The sequence below is a fragment of the Micromonospora costi genome, assembly GCF_003626655.1.
In the GTDB taxonomy this organism is placed as follows: domain Bacteria; phylum Actinomycetota; class Actinomycetes; order Mycobacteriales; family Micromonosporaceae; genus Micromonospora; species Micromonospora costi.
The window spans coordinates 278,220-300,716 of the sequence record NZ_RBAN01000006.1; the positions used below are offsets into that span (position 1 = coordinate 278,220).

General features: G+C 74.6%; 27 protein-coding genes and 1 pseudogene. 8 read left to right on the forward strand and 20 right to left on the reverse strand.

Annotated features, from left to right (window positions below):
* The first annotated feature begins 269 nt into the window (after positions 1–269).
* Positions 270–1,124 (forward strand): hypothetical protein, encoded by an 855-nt coding sequence (locus D7193_RS28655; RefSeq protein ID WP_120782738.1) that lies wholly within the window; start codon positions 270–272, stop codon positions 1,122–1,124.
* A gap of 16 nt (positions 1,125–1,140) precedes the next feature.
* On the opposite strand, the gene D7193_RS28660 is transcribed toward D7193_RS28655, so the two are convergent.
* The 5 genes from D7193_RS28660 to D7193_RS28680 form a co-directional block, all read right to left on the reverse strand.
* A complete protein-coding gene (locus D7193_RS28660) occupies positions 1,141–1,689 on the reverse strand; it encodes an ATPase (RefSeq protein ID WP_120782739.1) in 549 nt (182 codons plus the stop codon).
* Between the two features lie 156 nt (positions 1,690–1,845).
* The gene (locus tag D7193_RS28665; protein ID WP_120782740.1) at positions 1,846–2,292 is read right to left on the reverse strand and encodes a response regulator; all 447 of its coding nucleotides are present in this window, start codon (positions 2,290–2,292) and stop codon (positions 1,846–1,848) included.
* 68 nt (positions 2,293–2,360) lie between these two features.
* Positions 2,361–2,708, reverse strand: a complete 348-nt coding sequence (locus D7193_RS28670; RefSeq protein WP_120782741.1) for an STAS domain-containing protein — start codon at positions 2,706–2,708, stop codon at positions 2,361–2,363.
* An 82-nt stretch (positions 2,709–2,790) separates the two neighbouring features.
* Positions 2,791–3,837, reverse strand: a complete 1,047-nt coding sequence (locus D7193_RS28675; protein ID WP_120782742.1) for a cobalamin B12-binding domain-containing protein — start codon at positions 3,835–3,837, stop codon at positions 2,791–2,793.
* A complete protein-coding gene (locus tag D7193_RS28680) occupies positions 3,834–5,561 on the reverse strand; it encodes a SpoIIE family protein phosphatase (protein ID WP_377456348.1) in 1,728 nt (575 codons plus the stop codon). Before D7193_RS28680 ends, D7193_RS28675 begins: the two co-directional genes overlap by 4 nt.
* Positions 5,562–5,802: 241 nt before the next feature.
* Between D7193_RS28680 and D7193_RS28685 the strand changes: the two genes are divergently transcribed.
* The gene (locus D7193_RS28685; protein WP_241563568.1) at positions 5,803–6,150 is read left to right on the forward strand and encodes an STAS domain-containing protein; all 348 of its coding nucleotides are present in this window, start codon (positions 5,803–5,805) and stop codon (positions 6,148–6,150) included.
* A gap of 118 nt (positions 6,151–6,268) precedes the next feature.
* Here D7193_RS28685 and D7193_RS28690 read toward each other — a convergent pair whose 3' ends face one another.
* On the reverse strand, positions 6,269–6,586 hold the full coding sequence (locus D7193_RS28690) for a hypothetical protein (RefSeq protein WP_120782744.1): 318 nt from the start codon (positions 6,584–6,586) through the stop codon (positions 6,269–6,271).
* 204 nt (positions 6,587–6,790) lie between these two features.
* Here D7193_RS28690 and D7193_RS28695 point away from each other — a divergent pair, with 204 nt between their 5' ends.
* Positions 6,791–7,771 (forward strand): DUF2267 domain-containing protein, encoded by a 981-nt coding sequence (locus D7193_RS28695; protein WP_120782745.1) that lies wholly within the window; start codon positions 6,791–6,793, stop codon positions 7,769–7,771.
* Positions 7,772–7,851: 80 nt separating this feature from the next.
* A complete protein-coding gene (locus D7193_RS28700; protein WP_120782746.1) occupies positions 7,852–8,649 on the forward strand; it encodes a spermidine synthase in 798 nt (265 codons plus the stop codon).
* Positions 8,650–8,700: 51 nt separating this feature from the next.
* Here the strand turns inward: D7193_RS28700 and D7193_RS28705 are convergent, their stop codons facing one another.
* From D7193_RS28705 to D7193_RS33575, 3 genes are read right to left on the reverse strand one after another with little or no spacing between them, the layout of a single operon-like run.
* A complete protein-coding gene (locus tag D7193_RS28705) occupies positions 8,701–10,002 on the reverse strand; it encodes an NAD(P)/FAD-dependent oxidoreductase (protein WP_120782747.1) in 1,302 nt (433 codons plus the stop codon).
* Positions 10,003–10,042: 40 nt separating this feature from the next.
* A complete protein-coding gene (locus D7193_RS28710) occupies positions 10,043–10,348 on the reverse strand; it encodes a glycogen debranching N-terminal domain-containing protein (RefSeq protein ID WP_120782748.1) in 306 nt (101 codons plus the stop codon).
* A gap of 9 nt (positions 10,349–10,357) precedes the next feature.
* Complete coding sequence (locus tag D7193_RS33575) at positions 10,358–10,528, reverse strand: hypothetical protein (protein WP_158674881.1); 171 nt, start codon at positions 10,526–10,528, stop codon at positions 10,358–10,360.
* Between the two features lie 119 nt (positions 10,529–10,647).
* On the opposite strand from D7193_RS33575, the gene D7193_RS28720 reads away from it, so the two are divergent.
* Together D7193_RS28720 and D7193_RS33580 are read left to right on the forward strand one after the other, a co-directional pair.
* On the forward strand, positions 10,648–12,096 hold the full coding sequence (locus tag D7193_RS28720; RefSeq protein WP_120782750.1) for a M20/M25/M40 family metallo-hydrolase: 1,449 nt from the start codon (positions 10,648–10,650) through the stop codon (positions 12,094–12,096).
* Positions 12,097–12,188: 92 nt separating this feature from the next.
* Positions 12,189–12,350, forward strand: a complete 162-nt coding sequence (locus tag D7193_RS33580) for a hypothetical protein (RefSeq protein WP_158674882.1) — start codon at positions 12,189–12,191, stop codon at positions 12,348–12,350.
* Between the two features lie 127 nt (positions 12,351–12,477).
* On the opposite strand, the gene D7193_RS28725 is transcribed toward D7193_RS33580, so the two are convergent.
* The 8 genes from D7193_RS28725 to D7193_RS28760 form a co-directional block, all read right to left on the reverse strand.
* The gene (locus D7193_RS28725; protein ID WP_241563572.1) at positions 12,478–13,002 is read right to left on the reverse strand and encodes a GNAT family N-acetyltransferase; all 525 of its coding nucleotides are present in this window, start codon (positions 13,000–13,002) and stop codon (positions 12,478–12,480) included.
* A 194-nt stretch (positions 13,003–13,196) separates the two neighbouring features.
* Positions 13,197–13,490: a DUF6510 family protein gene (locus tag D7193_RS28730; protein WP_120782752.1), complete on the reverse strand. Its 294-nt coding sequence runs from the start codon at positions 13,488–13,490 to the stop codon at positions 13,197–13,199.
* Positions 13,491–13,507: 17 nt separating this feature from the next.
* Entirely contained in the window at positions 13,508–14,239 is a 732-nt protein-coding gene (locus tag D7193_RS28735; protein ID WP_120782753.1) for a ferredoxin reductase, read from the reverse strand.
* Between the two features lie 40 nt (positions 14,240–14,279).
* The gene (locus D7193_RS28740) at positions 14,280–14,870 is read right to left on the reverse strand and encodes a sulfite oxidase-like oxidoreductase (RefSeq protein ID WP_206612019.1); all 591 of its coding nucleotides are present in this window, start codon (positions 14,868–14,870) and stop codon (positions 14,280–14,282) included.
* A 125-nt stretch (positions 14,871–14,995) separates the two neighbouring features.
* Positions 14,996–16,015 (reverse strand): TerC/Alx family metal homeostasis membrane protein, encoded by a 1,020-nt coding sequence (locus D7193_RS28745; protein WP_120782799.1) that lies wholly within the window; start codon positions 16,013–16,015, stop codon positions 14,996–14,998.
* A gap of 198 nt (positions 16,016–16,213) precedes the next feature.
* Positions 16,214–17,263 (reverse strand): glycosyltransferase family 9 protein, encoded by a 1,050-nt coding sequence (locus D7193_RS28750; RefSeq protein ID WP_206612011.1) that lies wholly within the window; start codon positions 17,261–17,263, stop codon positions 16,214–16,216.
* Complete coding sequence (locus tag D7193_RS28755) at positions 17,256–18,455, reverse strand: glycosyltransferase (RefSeq protein ID WP_120782755.1); 1,200 nt, start codon at positions 18,453–18,455, stop codon at positions 17,256–17,258. The genes D7193_RS28750 and D7193_RS28755 overlap by 8 nt, the downstream gene beginning before the upstream one ends.
* 118 nt (positions 18,456–18,573) lie before the next feature.
* Positions 18,574–18,987 carry a DUF2267 domain-containing protein gene (locus D7193_RS28760; protein WP_120782756.1) on the reverse strand — a complete coding sequence of 138 codons (414 nt, stop codon included), beginning with the start codon at positions 18,985–18,987 and terminating at the stop codon, positions 18,574–18,576.
* Between the two features lie 152 nt (positions 18,988–19,139).
* On the opposite strand from D7193_RS28760, the gene D7193_RS28765 reads away from it, so the two are divergent.
* Together D7193_RS28765 and D7193_RS28770 are read left to right on the forward strand one after the other, a co-directional pair.
* Entirely contained in the window at positions 19,140–19,406 is a 267-nt protein-coding gene (locus D7193_RS28765; protein WP_120782757.1) for a DUF2795 domain-containing protein, read from the forward strand.
* A gap of 6 nt (positions 19,407–19,412) precedes the next feature.
* A complete protein-coding gene (locus D7193_RS28770; RefSeq protein ID WP_120782758.1) occupies positions 19,413–20,117 on the forward strand; it encodes a DUF1345 domain-containing protein in 705 nt (234 codons plus the stop codon).
* A 251-nt stretch (positions 20,118–20,368) separates the two neighbouring features.
* Here D7193_RS28770 and D7193_RS28775 read toward each other — a convergent pair whose 3' ends face one another.
* The 3 genes and pseudogenes from D7193_RS28775 to D7193_RS28785 form a co-directional block, all read right to left on the reverse strand.
* Positions 20,369–21,025: a hypothetical protein gene (locus D7193_RS28775; RefSeq protein WP_120782759.1), complete on the reverse strand. Its 657-nt coding sequence runs from the start codon at positions 21,023–21,025 to the stop codon at positions 20,369–20,371.
* Positions 21,026–21,081: 56 nt separating this feature from the next.
* The gene (locus D7193_RS28780) at positions 21,082–22,050 is read right to left on the reverse strand and encodes a pirin family protein (RefSeq protein WP_120782760.1); all 969 of its coding nucleotides are present in this window, start codon (positions 22,048–22,050) and stop codon (positions 21,082–21,084) included.
* A 121-nt stretch (positions 22,051–22,171) separates the two neighbouring features.
* Positions 22,172–22,497 (reverse strand): annotated as a pseudogene (locus tag D7193_RS28785) (hypothetical protein); the annotation flags it as partial.

Here is a 22,497-nt window from a genome sequence, read left to right on the forward strand (position 1 = left end):
CGGTCCGGCCGACCGGCGGACGGACCGTACGGCCGATCGCCCCGTCGGCCGTCCGACCGAGGCACGGCGAAGCGGCGTACCACTCGACCAAGATCACCCATCTGCCCTGCTCACGCCAGCATTACGGTCATAGCCGTAATTCCCGGTATACGTCCTCCTTGGCATTCGTGGTGCGGCGCGAGCAATGACCCCCCGGATCGTGGCAAATTGTGACGCATGCCACCAAGCAGGCTGGTGGCAGGAGCGGATCGAGTTTCTAGCCTCGGCGGGTGCACCGCGACGACCCCTCCGAACAGAACCAGACCCCGCCCGAGGTCGCGAGCCGTTCCGGTGACCTCGGATCCACCGGACGGACGATCGGCCGGCACCGCAAGCCGGAGCCGCCCCGGCGGGGCGCCCGCAAGCTCCTGGCCTCGACACCCGTGCGCGTCGCCCTCGCCACCGGCGTCAGCTGCTGCCTCGGCTTCGCCGCGTACGCCGGCACCCGTGACGACGGTCCCGACCGGAGCGAGCCGCTGGCCGAGGCGGTCGCGGACCGGGCCGCGCTGGCCGACGAGCGGGCCTCCCGGTCGCTGGAGCGCACCGTCGCCACACCCACCCCCGTGAGCCCCAGCCCCACCCCGACGCCCAGCCCGAGCGCCACGAAGAAGAAGACCCCCGCGCCCAAGAAGCCGCCGAAGCCGCGCAAGCCGCGCCCGGTGGCCGGGCTCACCCAGGCGCAGATGGACAACGCCAAGGTCATCGTCGACGTCGGGCGTGAGCTGGGCGTGCCGGAGCGGGGCCTGGTGATCGCGGTCGCCACCGCCATGCAGGAGAGCAACCTCTACAACTACGCCAGCGGCGTGCTGCCCGAGTCGCAGGAGTACCCGCACCAGGCCATCGGCTGGGACCACGACTCCGTCGGGCTCTTCCAGCAACGTCCCAGCAGCGGCTGGGGCACGGTCGCCGACCTGATGCGACCGGCGTACGCGGCCCGCGCGTTCTACCTCGCGCTGCTCAAGGTGCCCGGCTGGCAGGACATGAGCCTCACGGTGGCCGCCCAGTCCGTGCAGATGTCCGCGTTCCCGGACGCGTACGCCCAGCACGAGGACCGGGCCACCACCGTCGTCGACGCGCTCACCTGAGACCGGGCGACGGGCATCAGGCCAACCGGGCCCCGTCACGGTCGCCCGGCGGCTCCGCGGCCGGGCCACCCGGCGTCGCCGCGGCCACCCGGGTCGCGGGCACACCGGTCGCCCCGGCGGCCGCCGTGGGCGTGTCCACCGGCACCGGCTCGACGCGTACCCCGTCGAGGATCTCGTCGGCCCGCGCCTCCCGCCGCCGGCGCGCGTCCAGCGCCGCCTCCAGCTCCCGGCGGGCCTGCACGGCCTCGGCGTACGCCCGCTCGCGCACCAGCCGGGCCTCCTCCCGGGCCGCGTCCAGCGCGATCCTCGCCTGGGCCAGGATCTCGGCCGCCTCCCGCTCGACCTCCCCGGCACTGCGGCCCACCACCGCGGCGTCGTCCGGGTCGAACCGGCGGAACAGCGCGCAGAGCCCCGTCGTCTCCTGCCGGATCCGGTCCCACTCCCGGTCCGTGCCCGCGGCGCTCTCCGCCCACGCCGCGAGTCGGACCAACCGGATACCCAGCTCGTCGAGGCAGGAGTCCACCTGCCGCTGGTCGTAGCCGATGTCAACGACGGAGAACCTCATACTGTCGCCCCCCAGGCAGCTGGAAAGTCTTCCCCACCTGGATCCTCGACGGTGCGGCGCGGCGCCGTGGACGTTCGGAAAAATTGCTCAGCATCCGGGCGGCCGGGCGGGACCGGCGCCGGGCCGGTCCCGCCAGGGCGGCCGGCCAGCAAACGCTCAGGAGCGCTTCGGCAGCACGACCACCCGACCGAAGAACTCGTCGATCCGGTGCACGACGTCGTTGAAGTCGTCCAGGTCGATCGGCTTGGTCACGTACGCGTTCGCCTGGAGGGTGTAGCTGCCCAGGATGTCGGTGTCCGCGTTCGAGGTGGTGAGGACGACGACCGGAATGGTGCGCAGGTCCTCGTCCTGCTTGACCTCGCCGAGCACCTGCCGTCCGTCCATCCGGGGCATGTTGAGGTCGAGCAGGATGACGTCCGGCCGCATCGCCTGGGCGTGCCGGCCCTCCCGCCGCAGGAACTCCATCGCCTCCTGGCCGTCGCCCACCACGTCGATCACCTTGTCGACGTCGGAATCCGCCAGGGCCTCCTCGATCATGAGCACGTCGCCGGGGTCGTCGTCCACCACGAGGATACGAACCGGGTTCGGGCTGTTTGCGCCCATGAGTTACCTGCCTCTGGTCGGCGGGAACGGGACCTCGCGGTCACGTGCTGGCGGGGAAATCTAGCCGATCACGGGACGGCCCGTGAGGCCGGGTCGACCGGGTCCGGGTCGTAGCGGAGCACGTCGGCGAGGCCCGTGAGGCGGAGCACCCGCTCGACTCGGCCGCTGGCCCCGGTCACCCGCAGCCAGCCACCGTCGGCCGCGGCCCGGTTGTCACCCCGGACGAAGGCCGCCATGCCCGTCGAGTCGCAGAACGTGAGCTCGGTGAGGTCCGCCAGCAGGCGGCGCTCGCCGGCCGCGATGAGCCCGTCGATCGCGGCGTTGAGCGTCGGCGCGCTGCTCATGTCGAGCTCGCCGCTGAGGCGCAGGCACGTGCCGCCGCCGTCGCGGTCGACGTACGTGACGGTGAACGTCACCCGGCTCTCCCCTCGCTGCGCCGCAGGATCGTTTGCAGTGGGGCAAGTATAAGCAGGGAGGGGCGTGCGGCCCACCGTCGCGTCAGGCGGCCCGGCCGCCCGTGCCACCGACCAGTGCCCGGCTCCGGTCGAGGTAGCGGGCCGCGCGCGGGAAGTCGTGCAGCACCCGGCCGTAGTGCTCCAGCGTCCACCCGAGGACGGCGGCCGGCACCTTCCGGCTGGTCAGGACGGGCAGCAGCCACTGCACGAACTCGGTGAACAGCGAGCCGTCGTCCACGTAGAGCGCCGCGGCCAGGAAGTCCACGATGTACCCGAGGTCGCTCACCGTCGCGTCGAGCTGCGCCGGCGTGTAGGCCCGCGTCGCCGGCGCCCGGTCCCGCAGGTCGGCCAACGCGCCGTCGATCAGCTCGGCGCGCCGCTTCACCAGGCCGGCGTACTCGTCGTCGGCGAGGTGGTCCAGCTGTGCCGCCGGCACCCGGGACAGCGCCCGCTCGTCGGCCACGAGGTCGGCGGCCGACGGGGCGTCCGGCGCCCACGCCACGCCGAGCCGGCGGGCCCACCGGCCGTCGGCCGCGAAGCCCCGCCCGCCGACCACGACGGGGACGTCGGCCCGGCGGCACACCTCGATCATGTGGTGCGCCTGCGGGAGCCGCATCGGCAGCGCGCACGCCAGCGCGACCGCGTACGCGTCGTGCCGGTGCAGGTACGACACGAGGTGCGCCGGCGGCACGCTCGCGCCCAGGAACGTGACCTGCCAGCCGCGCAGCCGGAGCACCTCGGCGACCAGGCGGGGCGGCAGGGCGTGCCACTCGCCGTCCATGCAGGCCACCACCACGCGACCGCGGGTCGGCCGGGCGGCGGCGCGCCCGGCGACCGCCGCCACCACCCGTTCGCTGATGTGGGTGGCGGCGTGCTCCTGGGCGACGCTCCACTCGTTGCGCGCCCAGCGCTCCCCCACCTCGGCCTGCGCGGGCGCCACCAGGTCCAGCAGCACGCGCTCGGCCGGCACGCCGCCGTCGAGCAGGCCGACGGCGGCGTCGATCGCGGCGTACTCGTCGGCCGCGGCGAGCGAGTCCAGGTAACCGGCGTACGCCCCGGCCCAGCCGGCGCGGGTGGTCTCGTCGATCACGCGCTCTCCCCCGGGCCGCGCGCCGGCACGGCGTGCAGGTGCCGCGGCGTCCGCCCCACCGCCCGCAGCGCCAGGACGGCGATGTCGTCGTGGTCGTCGTGCGTGAGCCAGTCGCAGGTGACCTGCTCGATCCGCTCGGCCAGCGCGGGGGCCGGCATGCGGTGGCAGCCGGTCAGCGCGTCGACCAGCCGACGGCCGCCGAACTGGTCCTCGCCGCGGGGGCCGCCGCGCGCCTCGGTCACCCCGTCGCTGTAGAGCACACACGTCTCGCCGGGCGCGAGCCGGACCGTGACCTCGCCGATCCGCGGATCCGGAACGACGCCGATCAGCATCCCGCGCAGCGGCACGGTCTCCACCTCGCCGCCGGCGCGCAGCACCAGCGGCGGGAGGTGCCCGCCGCCGGCCATGGTGAGCGTCAACCCGCCGTCGCGGTGTGGACGCACCACCCCCAGCACGAGCGTGGCAAACCGACCCTGCCCGTGTGCCTGGGTGGTCTCCAGCAGCGCGTCGTTGACCAGGCCGAGCAGTGGACCGGGCCGGGACTCGACCCGGTGCAACGCCTGCAGGCTCTGGCGCAGCTGCCCCGTGAAGACGGCGGCGTCGACCCCCTTGCCGGCGACGTCGCCCAGGAAGAAGAGCGACCCCCCGTCGGCGAGGCGGTGCGCGCCGTAGAAGTCGCCGCCGATACGCAGGCCGGTCACGGCCGGCCGGTAGGCCGTTCCCCACTCGACGCCGGCGGTTTCGACCGGCTCCACCGGCAGCAGGCTGGCCTGGAGCATGTCGGCGACCTCCGCCTGGTCCCGGTAGAGCGCCGCGGCGATCAGCGCCGCACTGGCCCGGGCCGCGAACGCGCGCAGCAGGTCGACGTCGGCCTCGTCGTACCAGCGGTCGGCGGGTCGGGCCACGAGCAGCACCCCGGCGGGCGCCTCCACGCCGGGCAGCGGCACCACCCGCACGTCGGTCGCCTCGGGGGCGAGGCCGGGCAGCCAGCCCGCCTCGGCCGCCTGCTGGACGAGCCAGTCCAGCGCGTGTGGCTGTGCGCCGGCGAGAGCCTCGCCGATCGCGGGCGGTAGGTCGCCGCCGGGGAGCACGCCGGCGTCCACCACCGGCGCCTCGTCAGCGGCCCGGACCGCCCGCCACCACCGGGCGCGACCCGCCCGCGGCGCCAGCACCAGCACGGCCACGTCGGCCAGGGTCGGCACGGCCAGCCGCGCCACCGCCGCGGCGGCCCGGTCCGGGTGCAGCGGGTTGCCGAGCTTCTCGCCGGCCCGCGCCAGGAAGGCCGCCCGTGCGCGCTCCGCGACCAGGGCCTCGGCACGGCCGGCGCTCTCGGTGACGTCCTCCACGTACCAGCAGCAACGGCCACCGGCCAGCGGGGCCCGCCGGACCGCGAGCCGCCGGCCCCGGTGGACGAGCCCGGCCAGGTCGCCGGCCGCACCGAGCCCGGGCACGCCGGCCGCGCCGAGCGGCCGGCCGGGGACCACCTCGGGCAGCAACTGCTGGGCCACCGGGCTGACGTGCTGGACCACCTCGTCGGCGTCGCAGACCACCAGGCCCTCGCGAAGGTGCGCCACCACCTCGGACCAGTCGGCCGCCGCCGGCGGCCGGTCCCCGGCCCGCTGGGCCAGCGGCCGCGCGCCACCGGGCCGGCCGGACACGCGGCCGGTGCCCGGCGCGCGGACCCGGCCGTCGCCCGGGTCCACGCCCCTGGCGTCGGCAGCCATCACCCGGTGAGCCCCACCCCTCGTCGTCGCGCACCCCGCCGGGGACGGCGTCCCAGGTCGGATCTTCGCCCAACCCTACGCGGGTACGCCCGCACCGCCACCCCACGCGCTGGTGAACGCCGTGGCCGGCGCCGGGCGGCCGCACCCGGAGATTGTTACGATCCGTGCGATCCGGCCCTCCGGCGGCCTGCGGAAAGGCGAGAGCGTGCTACCCCACGGGCGGACACCCGAGACCACACCGTTGAGCCTGTCGGTCGACCGGTCGGACCCGGCGGCGCCGCTCATCCACGTCGGCGGGGATCTCGCCTACACGACGGCGGCACCGCTGCGCGAGGAGATCGACCGGCTCCTGGCCACCGCCCCGCCGGTGATCGGCCTGGACTTCGGCGACCTGCGCTTCATCGACAGCACCGGCCTGGCCGTGATCGTGCACGCCTGGCGCGAGGGTCAGCAGGCGGGCGTCAGCGTCCGACTGCACCACGTCCCGCGCTTCCTGACCGCGATCCTCGACCTCACGGGGGTCACCGGGCTGCTCGCCCGGCCCGTGGCGGGCAGCCGCCCGGACACGCGGCCCGCGGCGAACGCCTGAACCCACCGGCGGCCCGGCCGCGACGACAAGCCCGGGCCCGGGCCGCCCCGTGCGGGGCGGCCCGGCGCGCCGGGTGGCCCCCGACCCTGGGACCGGGGGTCAGGGGCCGGAGGAGGGTCTAGGTTGCGGTGACCGGCTGCAGCCGCGGGCCGCCGGGCCGCTGGTCGGCCGCCGACAGTGGTGGCTCGGCGTCCTCGGGTGCGCCGGAATCCGGCGTCTGGAACAGATAGCGGACGAACTCCCCACCCGCCTCGTTGTCGTCCGCACCCGGCCACTGGCCGATGCAGTCGACGCCGATGACCTCCCGACCCGTGCCGTCGGCTTCCTCCAACAGCGCCCACAGGCTCACGGGGTAGCAGCGGGTGGCTTCGGGCGAGACCTGCCAGCGGGCGTACCAACCCGGCCTGGCCGGGACGATCTCGACGATCCGCTTCATGACGACCTTCCCTTCCGCCTACCTCGGAAGAACTCCGGTCCTGGCTCCGATCGTGCGGCCCGCTCGGGTGAGCGCCCCTCACCCGGCGGGGATGAAGCCGCCGCCGGTACGGCCCGGCACGGGCCGGCGGCGTCCGTTTCGGGGTCGGGAGCGCCGGGAAGGCGACGCGACGGAACCACGATCCCCAGCGGAAGGGATGCCACCATGCGCAAGCAGATGGAGGGCGACAACCAGCGCCGCCGGGCGCTCGCGCGGCAGGCCCGGGAGCAGGGCCGGCAGCCGAGCGAGACGGGAGCCAGCCTGAGCGCCTCCAAGCAGCTCACCCACCTCGACCGGGGCAAGCGCGCCGGGCCGCCGCCGGCCGGTAGCCGGCACAAACCGGACGCGACCCGGGGCGGGCCCGCCCCGCCGCCGTCCGGCACTCCGGCGAACCCCCGGCCGCGGGTCGCGCCGGGCGTCAACACGGCCGGTACGGCCACGATGGGCTACCACGACCTGGTCGACGACGTGAGCCGGCGGGCCGGCGTCGACTTCCGCACCGCCAAGGTGGGCGCCGAAGCGACCGTGCTGGTGCTGGCGTTCGCGCTGGACGAGGCGGAACGAGGCCGACTGCTCGCGGCCGTGCCCGCGTCGCTGCACGACGTGGTCCCGGTCGACGGGATCGAGCGGCGCCGCGACCTGCCCGGGTTCCTCGCCGAGGTCGGCCGCATCAGCGGCAACACCCCGGAGCAGGCCCGCTACCAGGTGGAGGCGACGCTCGCCGCGCTCGCCGACGCCGACGGCGACCTGGTCGAGTCCCTGCACGTGCCGGACGGCCTCCGGGAACTGCTGCAACCACCGGCGGTCGGTGGCGGTGTGGTGGGCGCGACCACCTCGACGCCTCCGCTCAGCGACGCCGACCTCGCGGCGGCACTGGACGACATGCCGTACTGGACCGGTGACGGAAGCGGGCTGCAGCGAGTCGTGGCGCTGCCCGCCGACAACCTGGACCGCGTACTGGGCCGCATCGAGCAGCTGCGCCTGGACACCGGACGCGCACCCACGATCGGCCGGCCCAGTCCGACGGTGGCCGTGCTGACCGTACGGTCACGGCAGGCGGGCGCGGTGACCGCCCGGGACCTGGACCTGGCGCGCAGCATCGACGACGCCATCGACGAGGCCGGCGCCGGGATGGCCTCCGGCTGACGCCGCGGGCCGGCGGGCCGCTCCCGGCCCGCCGGCCCCACCCGACCCGGGCGGCGCCGTGATCGGTTACGGTGCCGCTCATGGAGCGCGAGGCGGACCGGCTGAAGCTGGTCGCCGACCCGGTCCGGCGCAGCGGACGCCTCCTGCTGGCCGGTGGCGTCGAGCAGTCGTACGTCGACGTCGCCGACCCCCGGTACCTGCACTTCGAGTACGTGCGCCGGATGGCTTCCGTGGCGGACGCGGCGGCGCCCGCCCGCGCCGCGCTGTCCGTGCTGCACCTCGGCGGCGGCGCCCTGACCCTCCCCCGCTACCTGGCGGCCACCCGGCGGGGCTCGACGCAGCTGGTCGTCGAACGGAACCCCGCCGTGGTCGAGCTGGTCACGCGGGAACTGCCGCCGCTCCCGCCCGAGGTCCGCGTCCGGATCGACGACGCGCGCGCCGCCGTCGCCGAGGCCCCGGCAAGGGCGTACGACCTGGTCTTCGGCGACATCTACCGGGCGGCCCGGATGCCCGGGCACGTCCGCACCGTGGAGTTCGCGGCCGAGGTGGCCGCCACGCTACGTCCCGACGGCATCTACCTGGTCAACCTCACCGACCTGCCGCCGCTGGTGGCCACCCGGGTGCAGGTGGCCACGATGCGGGCGGTCTTCGCCGACGTCTGCCTGATCGCCGACCGGCGCATGCTGCGCGGCCGGCGGTACGGCAACCTGGTGCTCGCCGCCGCGCCCCGCGCCGGCCGGCTGCCGGTGGGGCGGCTGGCCACCGCCGCCGTGCGCGACCCGTTGCCCGGCACGGTGCTGCACGGCGCGACCCTCGACGCCTTCGTCGCCGGTTCCCTGCCCCTCACCGACGCGGACGTCCGTCCCGACGCCGGCTGACCCGTCCCGAACAGCGAGGCGGGACGGCCACACCCACGTGGAACAACCGCCTCACCGCGAGCGGACGGGCACCTCCGGGGTGGTGCTCTCCAGGGGCACGGCGTTGGCCGGCACCAGGCCGAGCTGGACGCCCGGACGTGGCAGGGTGGCGTCGAGGGCCCAGTCCGCGCTGATGCGCGTCCGGTTGGCCGGCATGGCCAGCAGGTGGTAGCCGCGGGTGACGGCCTTCGCCGGCAGGCCGGCGAGGTTGACCTTCAGCGGGTTGGCGGCGGCGTCCTTGCCGCCGAGGTCGACGACCCAGCCCAGGTCGTGGTGCTTGTACGGCCGCCGGCGGCCCTGCCCGTACGAGGCGGCGATGTTGTGCGCCGCGAGCTTGCCCTGGCGCTGCGCGTGCTGGGCGGTCATCGCGCAGATCTGCCCGGGCCGGGTCAGGTCGGGCACCGCGGCCGCGTCACCGCAGGCGAACACCTCGGGGTAGCCGGGGACGTTCAGGTACTCGTCGACCACCAGCCGGCCCCGCTCGGTACGCAGGCCCAGCTCGGCGACGAACGGGTCGGGACGTACGCCGACGCACCACACCAGCGTGCAGGTCGGGACGTACTCGCCGTCGGTGAGCTTCACCCCGTCGGCGGTCGCCTCGGCCACCGAGGTGCCCATGCGGACGTCGACGCCGCGCCGTTCGAGGACCCGGTGGGCGGTGGCGGACATGCGCTTGTCCAGTTCGGGCAGGACGCGGGGCGCCACGTCGAGCAGCATCCACCGGGGACGCGTGGTGAGCCGGGGCTTCTGGGCGTGCAGCGCGTCGGTGAACAGCTGCCCGTGCGCGGCCACCTCGGTGCCCGTGTAGCCGGCGCCCACCACCACGAACGTGGCGCGCGCCTGCTGCTCGGCCGGGTCCTCGGCCTGTTCGGCCAGCTCGAGCTGCCGGACGACGTGGTCGTGCAGGTAGAGCGCCTCGGGCAGGCCGCGGAAGCCGTGCGCGTACTCGGTGACCCCCGGGATCGGCAGCAGCTTGTTCACGCTGCCCACGGCAAGCACCAGCCGGTCGTACGCGAGCCGGTTGCGGTCCCCCTCGGGCTGGGTGAAGCCCACCCACCGGTTCTGCAGGTCCACCTCGTCGGCCTCGCCGATCACCACCCGCACCCCGTCGAGGGTGCCGCTGAGCGGCACCGCGATCCGGGTCGGCTCCACCACGCCGGCCGCGACCTCCGGCAGCAGGGGCAGGTAGAGGAAGTAGTCGGTGGAGTTCAGCACGACGATCTCGGCCCGGTTGCGGGCCATCCGGCTCAGCGTCTTCGCCGCGTGGTACCCGGCGAACCCGGCACCCACGATCACCACACGAGGCTTCGTCATTGCCGACCCGTTCCCGTGGACACGCGGGGCAAACGTCGGCTCAACCGGCGGCGAGGCGCACGTACCCGGCGTCGCCCACCGCCTCCAGGTCCCACAGCCGGCCGAACGCGCGGAGCCGCCAGACGGTGATCCGGCGGATCTCAGGCGGGATGTGCGGATCGACGACCAGCCGGCGGTCCGTCGGCTGGTCGGTGCGCAGGTGCGCCCGCTCCTCGGCCCAGCGCCGCAGCGGATCCGCCACCCTCCGGTGCCGCACACCAGACGTCACCTCGAACAGGTCCGCGAAGTCGACGGCCACCGCGAGCCGCAGCTCCGTCCGGACCGGCTCCGGTCGGAACGACGCCAGGGTGACCCGCTAGTGGAAGCCGTCGGCGACGAGACGCGGCCGGCGGACGCCCAGGCTTCCGCTGAGCACGGCGAGCGAGTCGGGCCCCGGCTCGGGCGGCACGGCCCGCTGGTCGCCGCCCCCGCGGGCGCTGGTCAGCCCGGGCGTGGGGTCCGCGGGCGTCGGACGCACGGCGCTCATGTCCTCACGGTAGGAACGCGCGTCGCCGGCCGTCATCACCCGGCCCGGGTGAAAAGCGGGCGACGGATACACGGCCAACGATATGGACAGACACGGTGGTCGATGGCGAGGATGCCGTCATGGGAAATGACGACAGCGCCCGGCCCACGAGGCCCTCGCGCCGCACCTTCCTCACCGCCGCCACCGCCGCCACCGCCGCCACCGCCGCCACCGTCGCCGTACCGGCCTTCGCCGAACCGGCCACGGCCGGCGGCGGCGCCCCGTCCGGCCCCGGCCGTCCCGTCCACCCCCAACCGCCGGACCGCGAGCTTCGTGAGCTGCTCCGCAGCGTCGACCAGCGCCGGATCGAGGCGATCGTCCGCCGCCTGGCGGCGTTCGGCACCCGGCACACCCTGTCCAGCCAGGACGACCCCGAGCGCGGCATCGGCGCCGCCCGGGACTGGATCTACGACCGGATGCGGGAGTACGCCGCCGCCTCCGGCGGCCGGATGACCGTCGAACTCCAGTCCTACGTCCAGCAGCCGGCGTCGCGGATCCCCGTGCCGACCGTGATCACCAACGTGGTGGCGACCCTGCGCGGGGAGACGTCGCCGAACCGGACGTACGTGGTGACCGGCCACTACGACTCCCGGGCCACCAACGTCATGGACGCGACCAGCGACGCGCCGGGCGCGGACGACGACGCGTCCGGCGTGGCCGTCGTGATGGAACTGGCCCGGCTCATGGCCACCCGGCCGACCGCGGCGACCATCGTGTTCGCCGCCGTGGCCGCCGAGGAGCAGGGCCTCTACGGCTCGGCCCACCTCGCCCGGCAGCTCAAGGCCGCCGGCGCGGACGTGCAGGGCATGTTCAGCGACGACATCGTGGGCAGCAGCACGGCCGACGACGGGACGCGGGATCCGCGTACGGTGCGCCTCTTCGCCGAGGGCGTGCCCACGGCGGAGACCCCGGGCGAGGCCAACACCCGCCGGTCGGTCGGTGGGGAGAACGACTCGCCGTCGCGCCAGCTCGCCCGCTTCGTCAAGGACGTGGCCGAGAACGGCGCGACCGGCATGGAGGTCCGGGTGATCTACCGCCGGGACCGCTACCTGCGCGGCAGCGACCACATCTCGTTCCTGGAGCAGGGCTGGCCGGCGGGCCGGTTCACCGAGCCGAACGAGGACTTCGCCCACCAGCACCAGGACGTGCGCGTGGTGGACGGCCAGCAGTACGGCGACCTGCCGGAGTTCTGCGACTTCGGCTACATCACGCGGGTGGCCCGGGTGAACGGCGCGGCGCTGTGGTCGCTCGCGCAGGCGCCGGGCACGCCGAAGGGCGCCGTCATCGTGACCACGGATCTCACCAACAACACCACGCTGCGCTGGCAGCGGGGTGACGAGCCCGACCTCGCCGGTTACGAGGTGCTCTGGCGGGAGACCACGGCCGCCGAGTGGCAGAAGGTGATCCCGGTGGGTGACGTGACGCAGGTGACCGTCGACCTGTCCAAGGACAACGTGTTCTTCGGCGTCCGGGCGGTGGGGCGTGACGGCCTGCGCAGTCCGGTGGCGTTCCCGCGCCCCGGGAGCTGACCGGCGTCCCGGCTCACCCGCGTCGGGTGGGGCCGACTCACCCGGCGCGGGGCGACGATGGTGGCTGCCGGAAGCCAACGGAGGGCGACGTCATGACGATGCCGATGTCCAACGACCAGCGGCAGCCGATCTACCTGCGCCAGAGCGGTCGCACGCGACTCACCCCGCGGCAGCGGCGGCGGGTGGAGCAGAAGCAGGGCCGGTACGAACGGTTGAACCTGCAGCGCCGCGACGCGCGCGGTCCCGGCCGCTGACGGGGCGGCGGCCGTCCCCCGCGGGGGCGGCCGCCGCCGCACGATTCCGCGATCATGCAGTTGTGGTGCCCGGCCCGGTGTGGTTCGCGGCTTTTACCCGCCGCCACAACTGCATGATCGCCGGTTGCTAGCGGTGCGGCGCGGTGATGGCCCACCGCTCGTGGTCGCGCCACGCCCCGTCGATGAACAGGTAGTCCGGCGAGTACCCCTCGAGCCGGAACCCGAGTTTCTGGGCCACCCGCCGGGACGGCTCGTTGCCCGGCTGGATGTTCGCCTCGAGCCGGTGCAGCCCGAGCACCGTGAACGCGTGCTCGATGACAAGCCGGATCCCGGTGGACGCGTGACCGGTGCCGCTGTACGGCAGGAACGCCGCGTAGCCGAGGTAGCCGCCGCGCAGGGCGCCATACAGGATGCCGCTGATGTTGACGTAGCCGGCGATGGCGCCGCTTGACCGGTCGCAGATCAGGTAGCCCGAGTAGTCCCGCCGCCGGATCTTGCGCAGGTAGTCCGCGTACGCCCCAGGGTCGTCCGGCGCGGCGAGCCACGGGTGGTGCAGGTCCCGGCTGCGGCGGGCCGCGGCGACGAACTCAGCCTCGTCGGTGGGGCGGGGCCGACGGATCGCGGCCGGCCCGCTGGCGCGCAGATATCTCACGGCGGACAACTGTGGTCCTGTCGGCCGCCGAGGTCCAGCCGATTCGCCGGGTGGGCGCTGTGCCGCGCGTCACCCGTGGCGCGGGGCCCGCCGGCTGCCGACCTGTGGCGTGGGGCCCGCCGGCTGCCACCCCCGTGGCGCGGGGCCCCGCCGGGCGCCCGCCCGTGGTGTGGGGGCCCGGCGGGTGCCGGCCGTCAGAGGGGGCCGGGATGGGGCTGGTCGAGCGGCATGGGCACCTGGAGGTAGGTGGTGCCGCGCAGGTCCAGCCGCGCCCAACCGGGCGAGCGGACCAGCCGCAGCATGACCTCCGCGCAGTTCGGGCAGCGCCCGATGAGGCCGGGCGCGTGCGAGTAGACGTGCACTGCCGCCATGGGACCCACCGTCCCGCAGTGCTCGCACCGGCCGGTCGCCCCGCTGAGGTCGACGGCGAACACCTCCCGCAGGGGGCCGTCGAGCATGTTGCCGTCCAGGTAGGACATGTCCGTCATGCGTGTCTCCTCGCCGGTCAGCCGGTCGGCCCGAAGCGTTCGGTCTTCACCCGCCGGGTCTGGTGGCCCAACCCGACGAGCAGGTCGGCAACGGTCTCCACGAAACCGGTGGGCCCACAGACGTAGTTGAGCGGTTCCAGGTCGGGCGGCCAGCCGTGGTTGTTGACGTCGGCCAGCGCGATGCGGTGCGGCTCGCCCCGCCAGCCGTCCGGCGCCCGGCGCGTGTAGAGGTACGCCACGTCCAGGCCGAGGTCGTCGCGGCCCCGCCGGCGCAGTTCGTCGGCGTAGATGACGTCGTCCGGGGTGCGTACGGAGTAGAGCAGCCGGAACGGCGCCCGACTGCCGGCCGCGCGGCGGGCCCGCAGCATCGCCATCAGCGGCACGATCCCCGAGCCGCCGCCGACGAGCAGGACCGGCGCGGTCTCCTCGGCGCGCCAGACGAACCAGCCGCCGACCGGTCCGCGCACCTCGACCGGGTCGCCCTCGCCGTAGGTGTCGATGAGGTACGGCGACACCTCACCGTCGGGCACGCGCTGCACGGTCACCTCGATGCGCGGCCCGCCCGGACCGTCCACCACGGGCCCGGCGAGCGAGTACGACCGCGCGGTCTGGTAGCCGTCCGCGGCCGTGAGCCGTATGTCGATGTGCTGGCCGGGCAGGTGCCCCGGCCAGTCGGGCACCTCCAGCACGAGGGTGTGCGCGGTCGCGGTCTCCACGCGGCGTTCGACCAGCCGGGCGACCCGCCACATGAGGGGTGCGCGGGCCGGCTGCGCGACCGCGGCGGCTCGCTCAGTCACCCTGGTACCGCTGTTCGCGCCACGGGTCGCCGTAGTCGTGGTACCCGGCGGTCTCCCAGAAGCCCGGATGGTCGGCGCCCATGAGCTGGATGCCGCGCAGCCACTTCGCCGACTTCCAGAAGTAGAGGTGCGGCACCAGCAGGCGGGCCGGTCCCCCGTGCTCGGCGGGCAGGTCCCCGCCCTCGAACGTGTGCGCCACCCAGGCCCGCCCGCCGCGGAGATCCTCCAGCGGAAGGTTGGTCGTGTAGCCGCCGTACGACTGGGCGAGCGCGTAGTGCGCGTCGGTGTCGATCCCGTCGAGCAGTGTGTCCAGCGAGACGCCCTGCCAGGTGGTGCCGAGTTTGGACCAGCGGGTGACGCAGTGGATGTCCACGGTGGGCGTCTCCTGCGGCAGGGCCATCAGCTCCGACCAGGACCACCGGTACTCCGCGCCGGTCTCGGTGGTGATGACGAACTCCCAGGTGTCCAGGGGCACCCGGGGCGTCGGGCCGGCGGAGAGCACCGGGAAGTCCTGCGTCAGGTACTGCCCCGGTGGCAGGGCCGGCTCCGACGAACGGGGCCGGCCCTGGAAGCCTGGTGACACAATTCCCACCCGTCAGTCCTACCACCTGCCCGGCCCGGGCCGGGAGGGTTCCGCCGTACCGCCCCGACAGGTGGGCGTGGTAAGGGGCCACCGCGGCGGCCACGGGAGCGCGCGGCGCGCCGTGCTCAGCGCGGCTCGGGGACCGGCTCCCGCTCGCCCGGCTGCCGGTGCCGCGTCGCGCGGAGGCTGGTGAGCGTGACGACCACCAGGACGCCGATGATGACGCCGAGCGACGCGAGCGTCGGGATCTCCGGCACGCCCTTCCAGATGCCGTGCGCCCAGTGCAGGCCGAGCTTCAGGCCGATGAACGCCAGGATGATCGCCAGACCGTAGCTCAGGTGGACCAGCCGGCTGAGCGCCGCGTGCAGGACGAAGTAGAGCGCGCGCAGGCCGAGCAGGGCGAACGCGTTCGTGGCGAAGACCAGGTACGGGTCCTCGGTGATGCCGTAGACGGCCGGCACCGAGTCGACCGCGAAGACGATGTCGGTGGCGAGCACGGCCACCACCACGAGGGCCAGCGGGGTGAGCGCCCGGCGCCCACCCTCGCGCACGGTCATCCGGGTGCCCTGGTACTCGTCGGTCACCGGCATGAAGCGACGCAGCAGGCGGACCGACCGCATCTTGTTGATGTCGACCTCCTGCTCGTGCCCGGTGAGGGCGTCGCGCAGGAGCTTCACCGCGGTGGCCACGAGGATGATCGCGAAGAGCAGGAAGGCGAAGTCGAGGGTCTCCAGGGCTGCCGCGCCGAGGGCGATGAAGACGGCCCGCAGCACCAGCGCGCCGGCGATGCCGTAGAGCAGCACCCGCTGGGCGAGCACCGCCGGCACCGCGAACGCGGCCAGCAGCAGCATGAAGACGAACAGGTTGTCGACGGAGAGCGACTTCTCGACGAGGTAGCCGGTGAGGTACTGCACGCCGAGTTCGGAGCCGTAGCGGTTCCACACCCAGGCGCCGAAGGCCAGCGGCAGAGCGATGTAGAACGCCGACCAGCCGAGGGCCTCGCGCATCGAGACCTCGTGCGGCCGGCGGGTGACGAGGAAGTCGAGCACCAGCAGCGCGAGCACCCCGGCGATCGTCACACCCCACAGGGTGGGGGTGCCGACCGAGGTCAACTCGGCGGCGGACAGGTACGACGGATCGGTCATGGGGGCCTCCTCGAACACCGTGCCATGTTCGAGGTCTCCTTCACCCACTTCCGTGGGCAACCACCCGAGGCGTGCCGGGCACGCCGTACTGACCGGAATGGTTCGTGGGAAGTACTCCCCTCGCCGGTGACAAGGTTAGGTCAGGCTCATGCGCCGCGCCAGCCCGGGGGCGTTGCCGCGCGTCGATGGTTGCCCAGGTCAACGGCCTGACGGCGGGCCGTCGGCGCGGCCGGGACCGGGTGCCGACGGGTTACGGCCGGCCGCCGCCGTCACCGCGTCGAGGACCACGGCCGGGTCGAGGGCGGCCATGCAGGCCGGACCGGCCGGGTCCAGCGGGCAGCGGGCCTGCCACCAGCAGGGCTGCTCGGTGATGGCGGTGGGCAGCCGGTGCGGGCAGTCCGGCGCTCCCTGAAGGTCGGCGCCGCCGATGCCGTACCGGCGGGCGTCGGTCGGGCCGAAGAGCGCCACGGTGGGCGCGCCCGCCGCCGCGGCGAGCCGGACCGGCCCGGTGTCCGGCCCGACCACCACCCCACCGCGGCGGGCGAGCGCCGCGAACTGCCCGGCGAGGGTGGGCAGGTCGGCGCGGGGAAGCGGCAGCCCGAGCGGGTCCGCGCGGTCCACCGGCCCGACGGTGAGCACGGGGTGGCCCCGCCCGGTCAGCGCCGACGCCAGCCGCCGCCAGTGCCCGTACGGCCAGTGCTTGACCGCCATCCCGGCACCGGTGACCAGCGCCACGGGCGGCACCGGGGAGGCACCGGCCAGCCGGGCGAGCACCCGCTCACCGGCCCGGCGCGCCCCCTCGTCGAGGTGCACGCGGGGCGCGGCTCGCCGGTCCGCGTCGCCCAGCAGTCCCTCGGCGTGCAGGATCTCCAGGTACCGCCGGCCGACCGGCTGGTCCGGCGGCGGGTCGCGCCACAGGTTCGTGACGGCCCGACGGGCGGCGGCCTCCAGCAGCTCGGGGATGCCGTCGTACCGGGTGGTGCTCACCGCGAGGTCGGGCCGGCGTGCCGCGAGCGCCTCCGCGACCGCCGCCCGCTCCGCGCCGGGCCGGCCGTGCCGTGGGGTACGCACCTCGGCGACCGCCGGGTCGGCGCGGACCAGGTCGGCGCCCGGGTCGTGGGTGAGCACCCGCACCCGGGCGCCCGGGTGGCGGCGGGCCAGGCCGTGCACGGCGGGCAGCAGCATCACCAGGTCACCGATCCCGCCGAGCAGGTCGACGACCAGGATCTCGGCGTACCGGTCAGGCACCGGCGCGCTCCAGCGTCCGCGCGTACAGGTCACGGTGCGCGGCGGCGACCCGGGGCCAGGAGTACGCGGACGCGAAGGCACGGCCCCGTTCGGCGAGGCGGCGGCGCAGCACCGGGTCGGTGAGCAACTTGCCGACGGCCCGTACGATCGCGTCGCTGTCCCGGCGCGCACCGATCACCGCGACCGCCCCGCTGCGCCGCAGCTCGGTGTCGTCGTCGGGCAGAGTGACAGCGGTCGGTACGCCGTGCGCGAGCGCGGCCAGCAGCGCCCCGCTCTTCGTGCTCGCGCCGACGGTGAACGGCAGCACCACCACGTCGGCGGCGTGCAGCGCCGCGGAGACCCGCTCGGCGGGCACGTGCCCCGTGAAGGTGACGGCGTCGGTGACCCCGGCCCGGGCGGCCAGGGCGTCGAGTTCGGCGCGGAACGCGCGGGCCTCCGGTTCGGGCAGTGCCTGCGAGGTGAACCCGCCGATCACGAGCAGCCGCAGGTCGGGGTGTGACCGGCGCAGGTCGGGCAGCGCCTCGATGAGGTGGCGCAACCCCTTGACCGGGTGCACGAAGCCGAAGAAGGCCAGCAGCGGCGCCCCCTCGGGCAGGCCCAGGTCGGCCCGCAGCCGCCGCCCGGCGGTGGCCGCGCCGACCTCGTCGCCGATGTTCGGCGCGATGGGGATGTGCACCGGTCCCCGACGGGTGCGCGCGGCCACCAGCGTCCGGTGGCCGTCGTTGGTGACCACGACCGCGGCGCTCGCGGGCACCAGCCGGCCCGTCTCCCGGTCCCAGAGCCGGGTGCGCTCCACGAGGGACCACACAGGGCCGGGCAGCCAGCCCGGCGAAGCCCACCAGCCGTACTCGTGCACGGTGGTGACGAGCGGGACGTCCCGTGGCAGCCGCAGCGGCAACAGGCCGGGGCGCCCGGAGAACCGGTACGCCGACGGCGCGAACTGCACGTGCACGAGGTCCGGGCCCAGCCGGCGGACGGTCCGGGCGGCGTCGGCCGTGGCGGCGCGCCACCCGGCGCGGCCGTCGGGGCGTACGGGCACGGGCGTCACGGTGACGCCCACGTCGTCCAGCGCCCGGGCGAGGTTCGCCACGTAGTCGCTGACCCCGTCGGAGTCCGGGCGGCCCGGACCGTGCAGCATGGCCACCCTGATCCGCTCCCCCACCCCCCGCAGCTTCCCGCGCACGGTGACCACAAACCCCCCACCCTCCCCCGCGATCTTGCAGTTTGTGCCCGGGTATACCGGGTCAAAGGTCGCGAGTCAGGGGCCGAAAGTGCAAGATCGCGGGGAGGTGGACGGGGGTCAGCTCAGATCACGCGCCGTTGCGCAGGGCGGCGCCGGGTGCCATGGCCGGCTCGACCATCGCCCGGTAGTCGCGCGGGAGCTGGCTCACCACGTCGTCGAACTCCCCCGCCGTGATCGCCTCCCGCAGCGTGGTGAAGACCGCCCGGGTGCCGTCGCGGGCCGCGTTCTCGTCGACGCCGGCGCGCTGCCCGACCCGCGCCACGAACTCCGCGGCCCCGAACCGCTCGGCCCACTCCGTCCGCGGGCTCGGCTTCAACACGTCCTGGAGCGGCCGAGGCACCTGGGCCGCCAGGTCCAGCACCTCACCGCCGGTCAGCCGCTCGGCGAGGGTCTCCAGGGCGGCCGTGGTCAGCGCGGCGGCCCGGTCCGCGGACGTACGCGTCCGTCGGGCCACCTGGTCGATGAAGGTGTCGTAGTCCACCGTGTGCTCCTCGGGCTGCTTCGGAGGCTGCGGGTACCCGCGCGCCCACGAGGGAAACGGCGCGGATTTTCCTCCCGCCCCGGCGTGACCGGACGGCAGGCGGGTAACCGCCGCCGGTCGTGACCGGATCGATGCCGCGAGGAGCCGACGCCATGGCGAGCTACGCCGAGGTCCTGCAGTACCTGTCGAGCCTGGACTACCCGGCGGGCAAGGACGACGTGATCCGGGAGGCCGAACGGGAGGGCGCGCCGCCGGACGTGCTGCGCGCGCTGCGGGCGTTGCCGCCCGTGGACTACGCCAACGGAAATGTGGCGCGCTCCGCGGGTATCGAGGCCGCGCCCGAACTCAGCCCGTCGCAACGGGCCGCGCAGGCCCGCGACCGGCACCCTCGGGTCTCCCAGCACCTGCGCGGCATCTGACCGACGGTGCCCGCTGGTAACGAGGGCGGGCGCGACTGGCAGCGGGTGACGGCCGCCGAATCCCGGGGCCGACCGCCGGAAGGGCACACCCCCGCCGCCGCCCAGATCGTCATCGTGGCGCTGGTCGGGGTCGGTGTGGGAGTCGGGTTCGGTCTCCTGGTCTCACCTACGCTGGCCCCGCTGGCCGGCTGGGACGTCGCCGCCGCGACCTGGCTGGTCATCGTGTGGCGGAAGATCTGGCCGCTGGACGCCGTCCAGACCGCCCGGCTCGCCGCGTTCGAGGACCCGAACCGCGCCATCCGGGACGGGGTGCTGGTCGGAGCCGGCCTCGCGAGCCTGCTCGCGGTGCTCACGGTGATCGGCACCGCCGACATGGCCCCGGAGGGCCTGCCCCGCGACCTGTACGGCGCCGCCGGCGTGTTCAGCGTGCTGCTGTCCTGGTTGGTCGTGCACACCGTGTTCGCCGCCCGGTACGCCCGGGTCTACTACACCGGCCCGGACGGCGGAATCGACTTCCACCAGAGCGAGCCGCCGTGCTACGTGGACTTCGCCTACCTGGCGTTCACCGTCGGCGCGACGTTCCAGGTCTCCGACACCGATCTGACCAGCATGGAGATGCGCAAGACCGTCCTGACGCACTCGATAATGTCGTATCTGCTCGGGGCCTTCGTCATCGCGGTGACGGTGAACCTGCTGGCCGGGTTGGCGTGACCGGCCGCACACGCCTGCCGCCGGTCGCTTCACGTGGGCCGCGGACAGGCGGGTGCCCCCGGTCGCGAACCGCGACCTGGGGCACCACGCAGAACCTGTCCTGGCCGTCCACGCCCGAACCGGGCGCGGCCACCCGGCGGTCACCGTGCCGCCCGAACCGGGCGGATGCGCGATCGCCGCGATCATCATACAATGCGGCATCACCCGAACGGTCAGGAAATCCGAGACTGTGGGCCAGGGCACGTTGTCGATCAGCTCATGACCTCGGCGTACCGCTTCTCCAGGTCCACCCGCGCCAGCGCGCCCACCAGCCACGCGAGCCGTTCCGACTCCCCGCCACCGGCGAGACCGGCGAGGTCACCCGCGGAGCGTCCCAGCCCGAGCCGGCGTGCCGCGGCGAGCGCCCGCCGGTCGGCCACCGGGGCCACCTCCCGCCACAGCGCCTGCGCCTCCCGCAGGAACAGCTCGACGACCTGTCCGTCCACGCCGGGCAGATCGGCGAGCAGCTCCCGCTCCAGTCGCGCGTCGTAGTGCGCCTTGGCGCGCAGCCGGCGCAGGTCACCGCGGTACCGGTCCACCACGGTGCGAGCGAGGTCTCCCAGGGTGTTGGCCAGCGCGTCGACGTCGCCGCGCTGGCCGGCCTCGCGCAGCACACGCACCCGTGACTCGTGCAGCGAGCGGGCCAGCCGGGCGGCGCTGTCCCAGCCGGCGTCGCGCAGCGCCTGCGCGCTGTCCACCGCCCGGCGGAAGTCGCCCCGGCGCGCGAGCAGCAGCGACAGGTAGAGCAGCTGGAACAGGCTGGACGGGTTGTTGGTGACCTGGAACCCGTACTGTTCGGCGAAGCCGCGTCCACTCCCGGCGAGCCGGCGTACCAGGCGCTTCTTGTCCTCGATGCTCGAGATCGGCATGCCCGCGACTACCCGCGCCGCCGCCGGTCACACGCGCGCGGGCGCCGCCCCGACGGTCAGTGCACGCCGCCGCTGCGGTCGCGGGCCTTGAGCCGGGTCGTGGGCAGCGCCGGGGCCGGCAGCGGCGGTGCCGGATCGTCGGCCACGACGCCGAAGCGCCGCCCCGCCATCCAGTCCTCCCGCGCGGCCGCCACCTCCTCGTGGGAGCGGCCGACGAAGTTCCACCACATCACGAGCGGCTCCTCGAACGGCGTACCGCCGAGCAGCAGCAGGTGACTACCGGCCGCGCCGCGCACCGTGAGCCGGTCCCGCCCCGTACCGAGGTAGAGCAGCGCTCCCGGGGCGATCGACACCCCGTCGACCTCGGCGGAACCGGACATGGCCAGCAGCCCGTACTCGAAGTCGCGCCGCAGCGGCAGGTCGACCGGCGCGGACCCGCTCAGCTCCAGCTGCGCGCCGACCAGCGGGGTGTGCACCACCGCCGGGGACCGCTCGCCGCCGATCTCACCGACCAGCAGTGTCACGTCCGCCGCGCCGTCGCGCCAGCGTGGCAGGTCGGCGTGGTGGGCGAAGTCGGCCGCACCGGCCCGCGCCGGGTCCGGCAGGGCCACCCACAACTGGACGCCGTGCATCACCGGCGGATGGATCTCGGGCGAACGTTCGGAGTGCGCGATGCCGTGCCCCGACGTCATGACGTTCAACTGCCCCGGCCGGATCGGCTGGACGCTGCCGAGGCTGTCGCGGTGCAGGATCTCGCCCTCCAGCAGCCACGTCACCGTCTGCAGACCGGTGTGCGGGTGCGGCGGCACCTCCATGCCTGGGCGCTCCGCGACGTCGTCCGGCCCGAAGTGGTCGACGAAGCACCACGCGCCCACCATCCGCCGTACCCGCTGCGGCAGCAGGCGCCGCACGGTCGTGTACCGCCCGAGCGGCACGTCGTGGCCCGGCAACAGCACGCTGCCGGGATCCACGGCGGCCACACCAGGCGGGCGGGTCTCTGCCGGCAATGATTCGGTACGGCTCACCGCCCGACTGTACGCCCCGCCCTCGCGACGCCGAGCCCGGTCGGGGCCGGATACGCCGCTGGCCGGCACCCCGTGTGTGGGGTGCCGGCCAGCGTGTTGTTCATGTGTGTTGCTGGTTGTGTCAGCTGTTCCAGTGCTGGGCGACCAGGTCGGCGGCCTGCTGTTCCCACTGCGCGTACGCGTCGGGGTAGGCCGACACCTGCACCGTCTGCGCCGCCTCGGTCAGCGGCATGTCGTGCCAGCCGTCGACCTGCTTGAGGCCCTTCTGGAACGCCATCGTCGAGTAGATCGGGTCGGTGATCTGCTCCGGGGTGCCCCAACCCGAGCTCGGGCGCTGCTGGAACAGGCCCAGCGAGTCGTGGTCGTTGGCGTCACCCAGGTGACCCAGGTTCTCCAGCTTCGACTCCTGCAGGCTCGTGGCGATCGAGATGACCGCGGCCCGCTCGT

Bases quoted from the DNA above. Each gene is read 5' to 3' on its own strand.
- D7193_RS28660 (WP_120782739.1), bottom strand. From the start codon at position 1,689: ATGAGGTTCTCCGTCGTTGACATCGGCTACGACCAGCGGCAGGTGGAC.
- D7193_RS28665 (WP_120782740.1), bottom strand. From the start codon at position 2,292: ATGGGCGCAAACAGCCCGAACCCGGTTCGTATCCTCGTGGTGGACGAC.
- D7193_RS28680 (WP_377456348.1), bottom strand. From the start codon at position 5,561: ATGGCTGCCGACGCCAGGGGCGTGGACCCGGGCGACGGCCGGGTCCGC.
- D7193_RS28690 (WP_120782744.1), bottom strand. From the start codon at position 6,586: ATGAAGCGGATCGTCGAGATCGTCCCGGCCAGGCCGGGTTGGTACGCC.
- D7193_RS28695 (WP_120782745.1), top strand. From the start codon at position 6,791: ATGCGCAAGCAGATGGAGGGCGACAACCAGCGCCGCCGGGCGCTCGCG.
- D7193_RS28700 (WP_120782746.1), top strand. From the start codon at position 7,852: ATGGAGCGCGAGGCGGACCGGCTGAAGCTGGTCGCCGACCCGGTCCGG.
- D7193_RS28705 (WP_120782747.1), bottom strand. From the start codon at position 10,002: ATGACGAAGCCTCGTGTGGTGATCGTGGGTGCCGGGTTCGCCGGGTAC.
- D7193_RS33575 (WP_158674881.1), bottom strand. From the start codon at position 10,528: ATGAGCGCCGTGCGTCCGACGCCCGCGGACCCCACGCCCGGGCTGACC.
- D7193_RS28720 (WP_120782750.1), top strand. From the start codon at position 10,648: ATGGGAAATGACGACAGCGCCCGGCCCACGAGGCCCTCGCGCCGCACC.
- D7193_RS33580 (WP_158674882.1), top strand. From the start codon at position 12,189: ATGACGATGCCGATGTCCAACGACCAGCGGCAGCCGATCTACCTGCGC.
- D7193_RS28730 (WP_120782752.1), bottom strand. From the start codon at position 13,490: ATGACGGACATGTCCTACCTGGACGGCAACATGCTCGACGGCCCCCTG.
- D7193_RS28735 (WP_120782753.1), bottom strand. From the start codon at position 14,239: ATGTGGCGGGTCGCCCGGCTGGTCGAACGCCGCGTGGAGACCGCGACC.
- D7193_RS28745 (WP_120782799.1), bottom strand. From the start codon at position 16,015: ATGACCGATCCGTCGTACCTGTCCGCCGCCGAGTTGACCTCGGTCGGC.
- D7193_RS28765 (WP_120782757.1), top strand. From the start codon at position 19,140: ATGGCGAGCTACGCCGAGGTCCTGCAGTACCTGTCGAGCCTGGACTAC.
- D7193_RS28775 (WP_120782759.1), bottom strand. From the start codon at position 21,025: ATGCCGATCTCGAGCATCGAGGACAAGAAGCGCCTGGTACGCCGGCTC.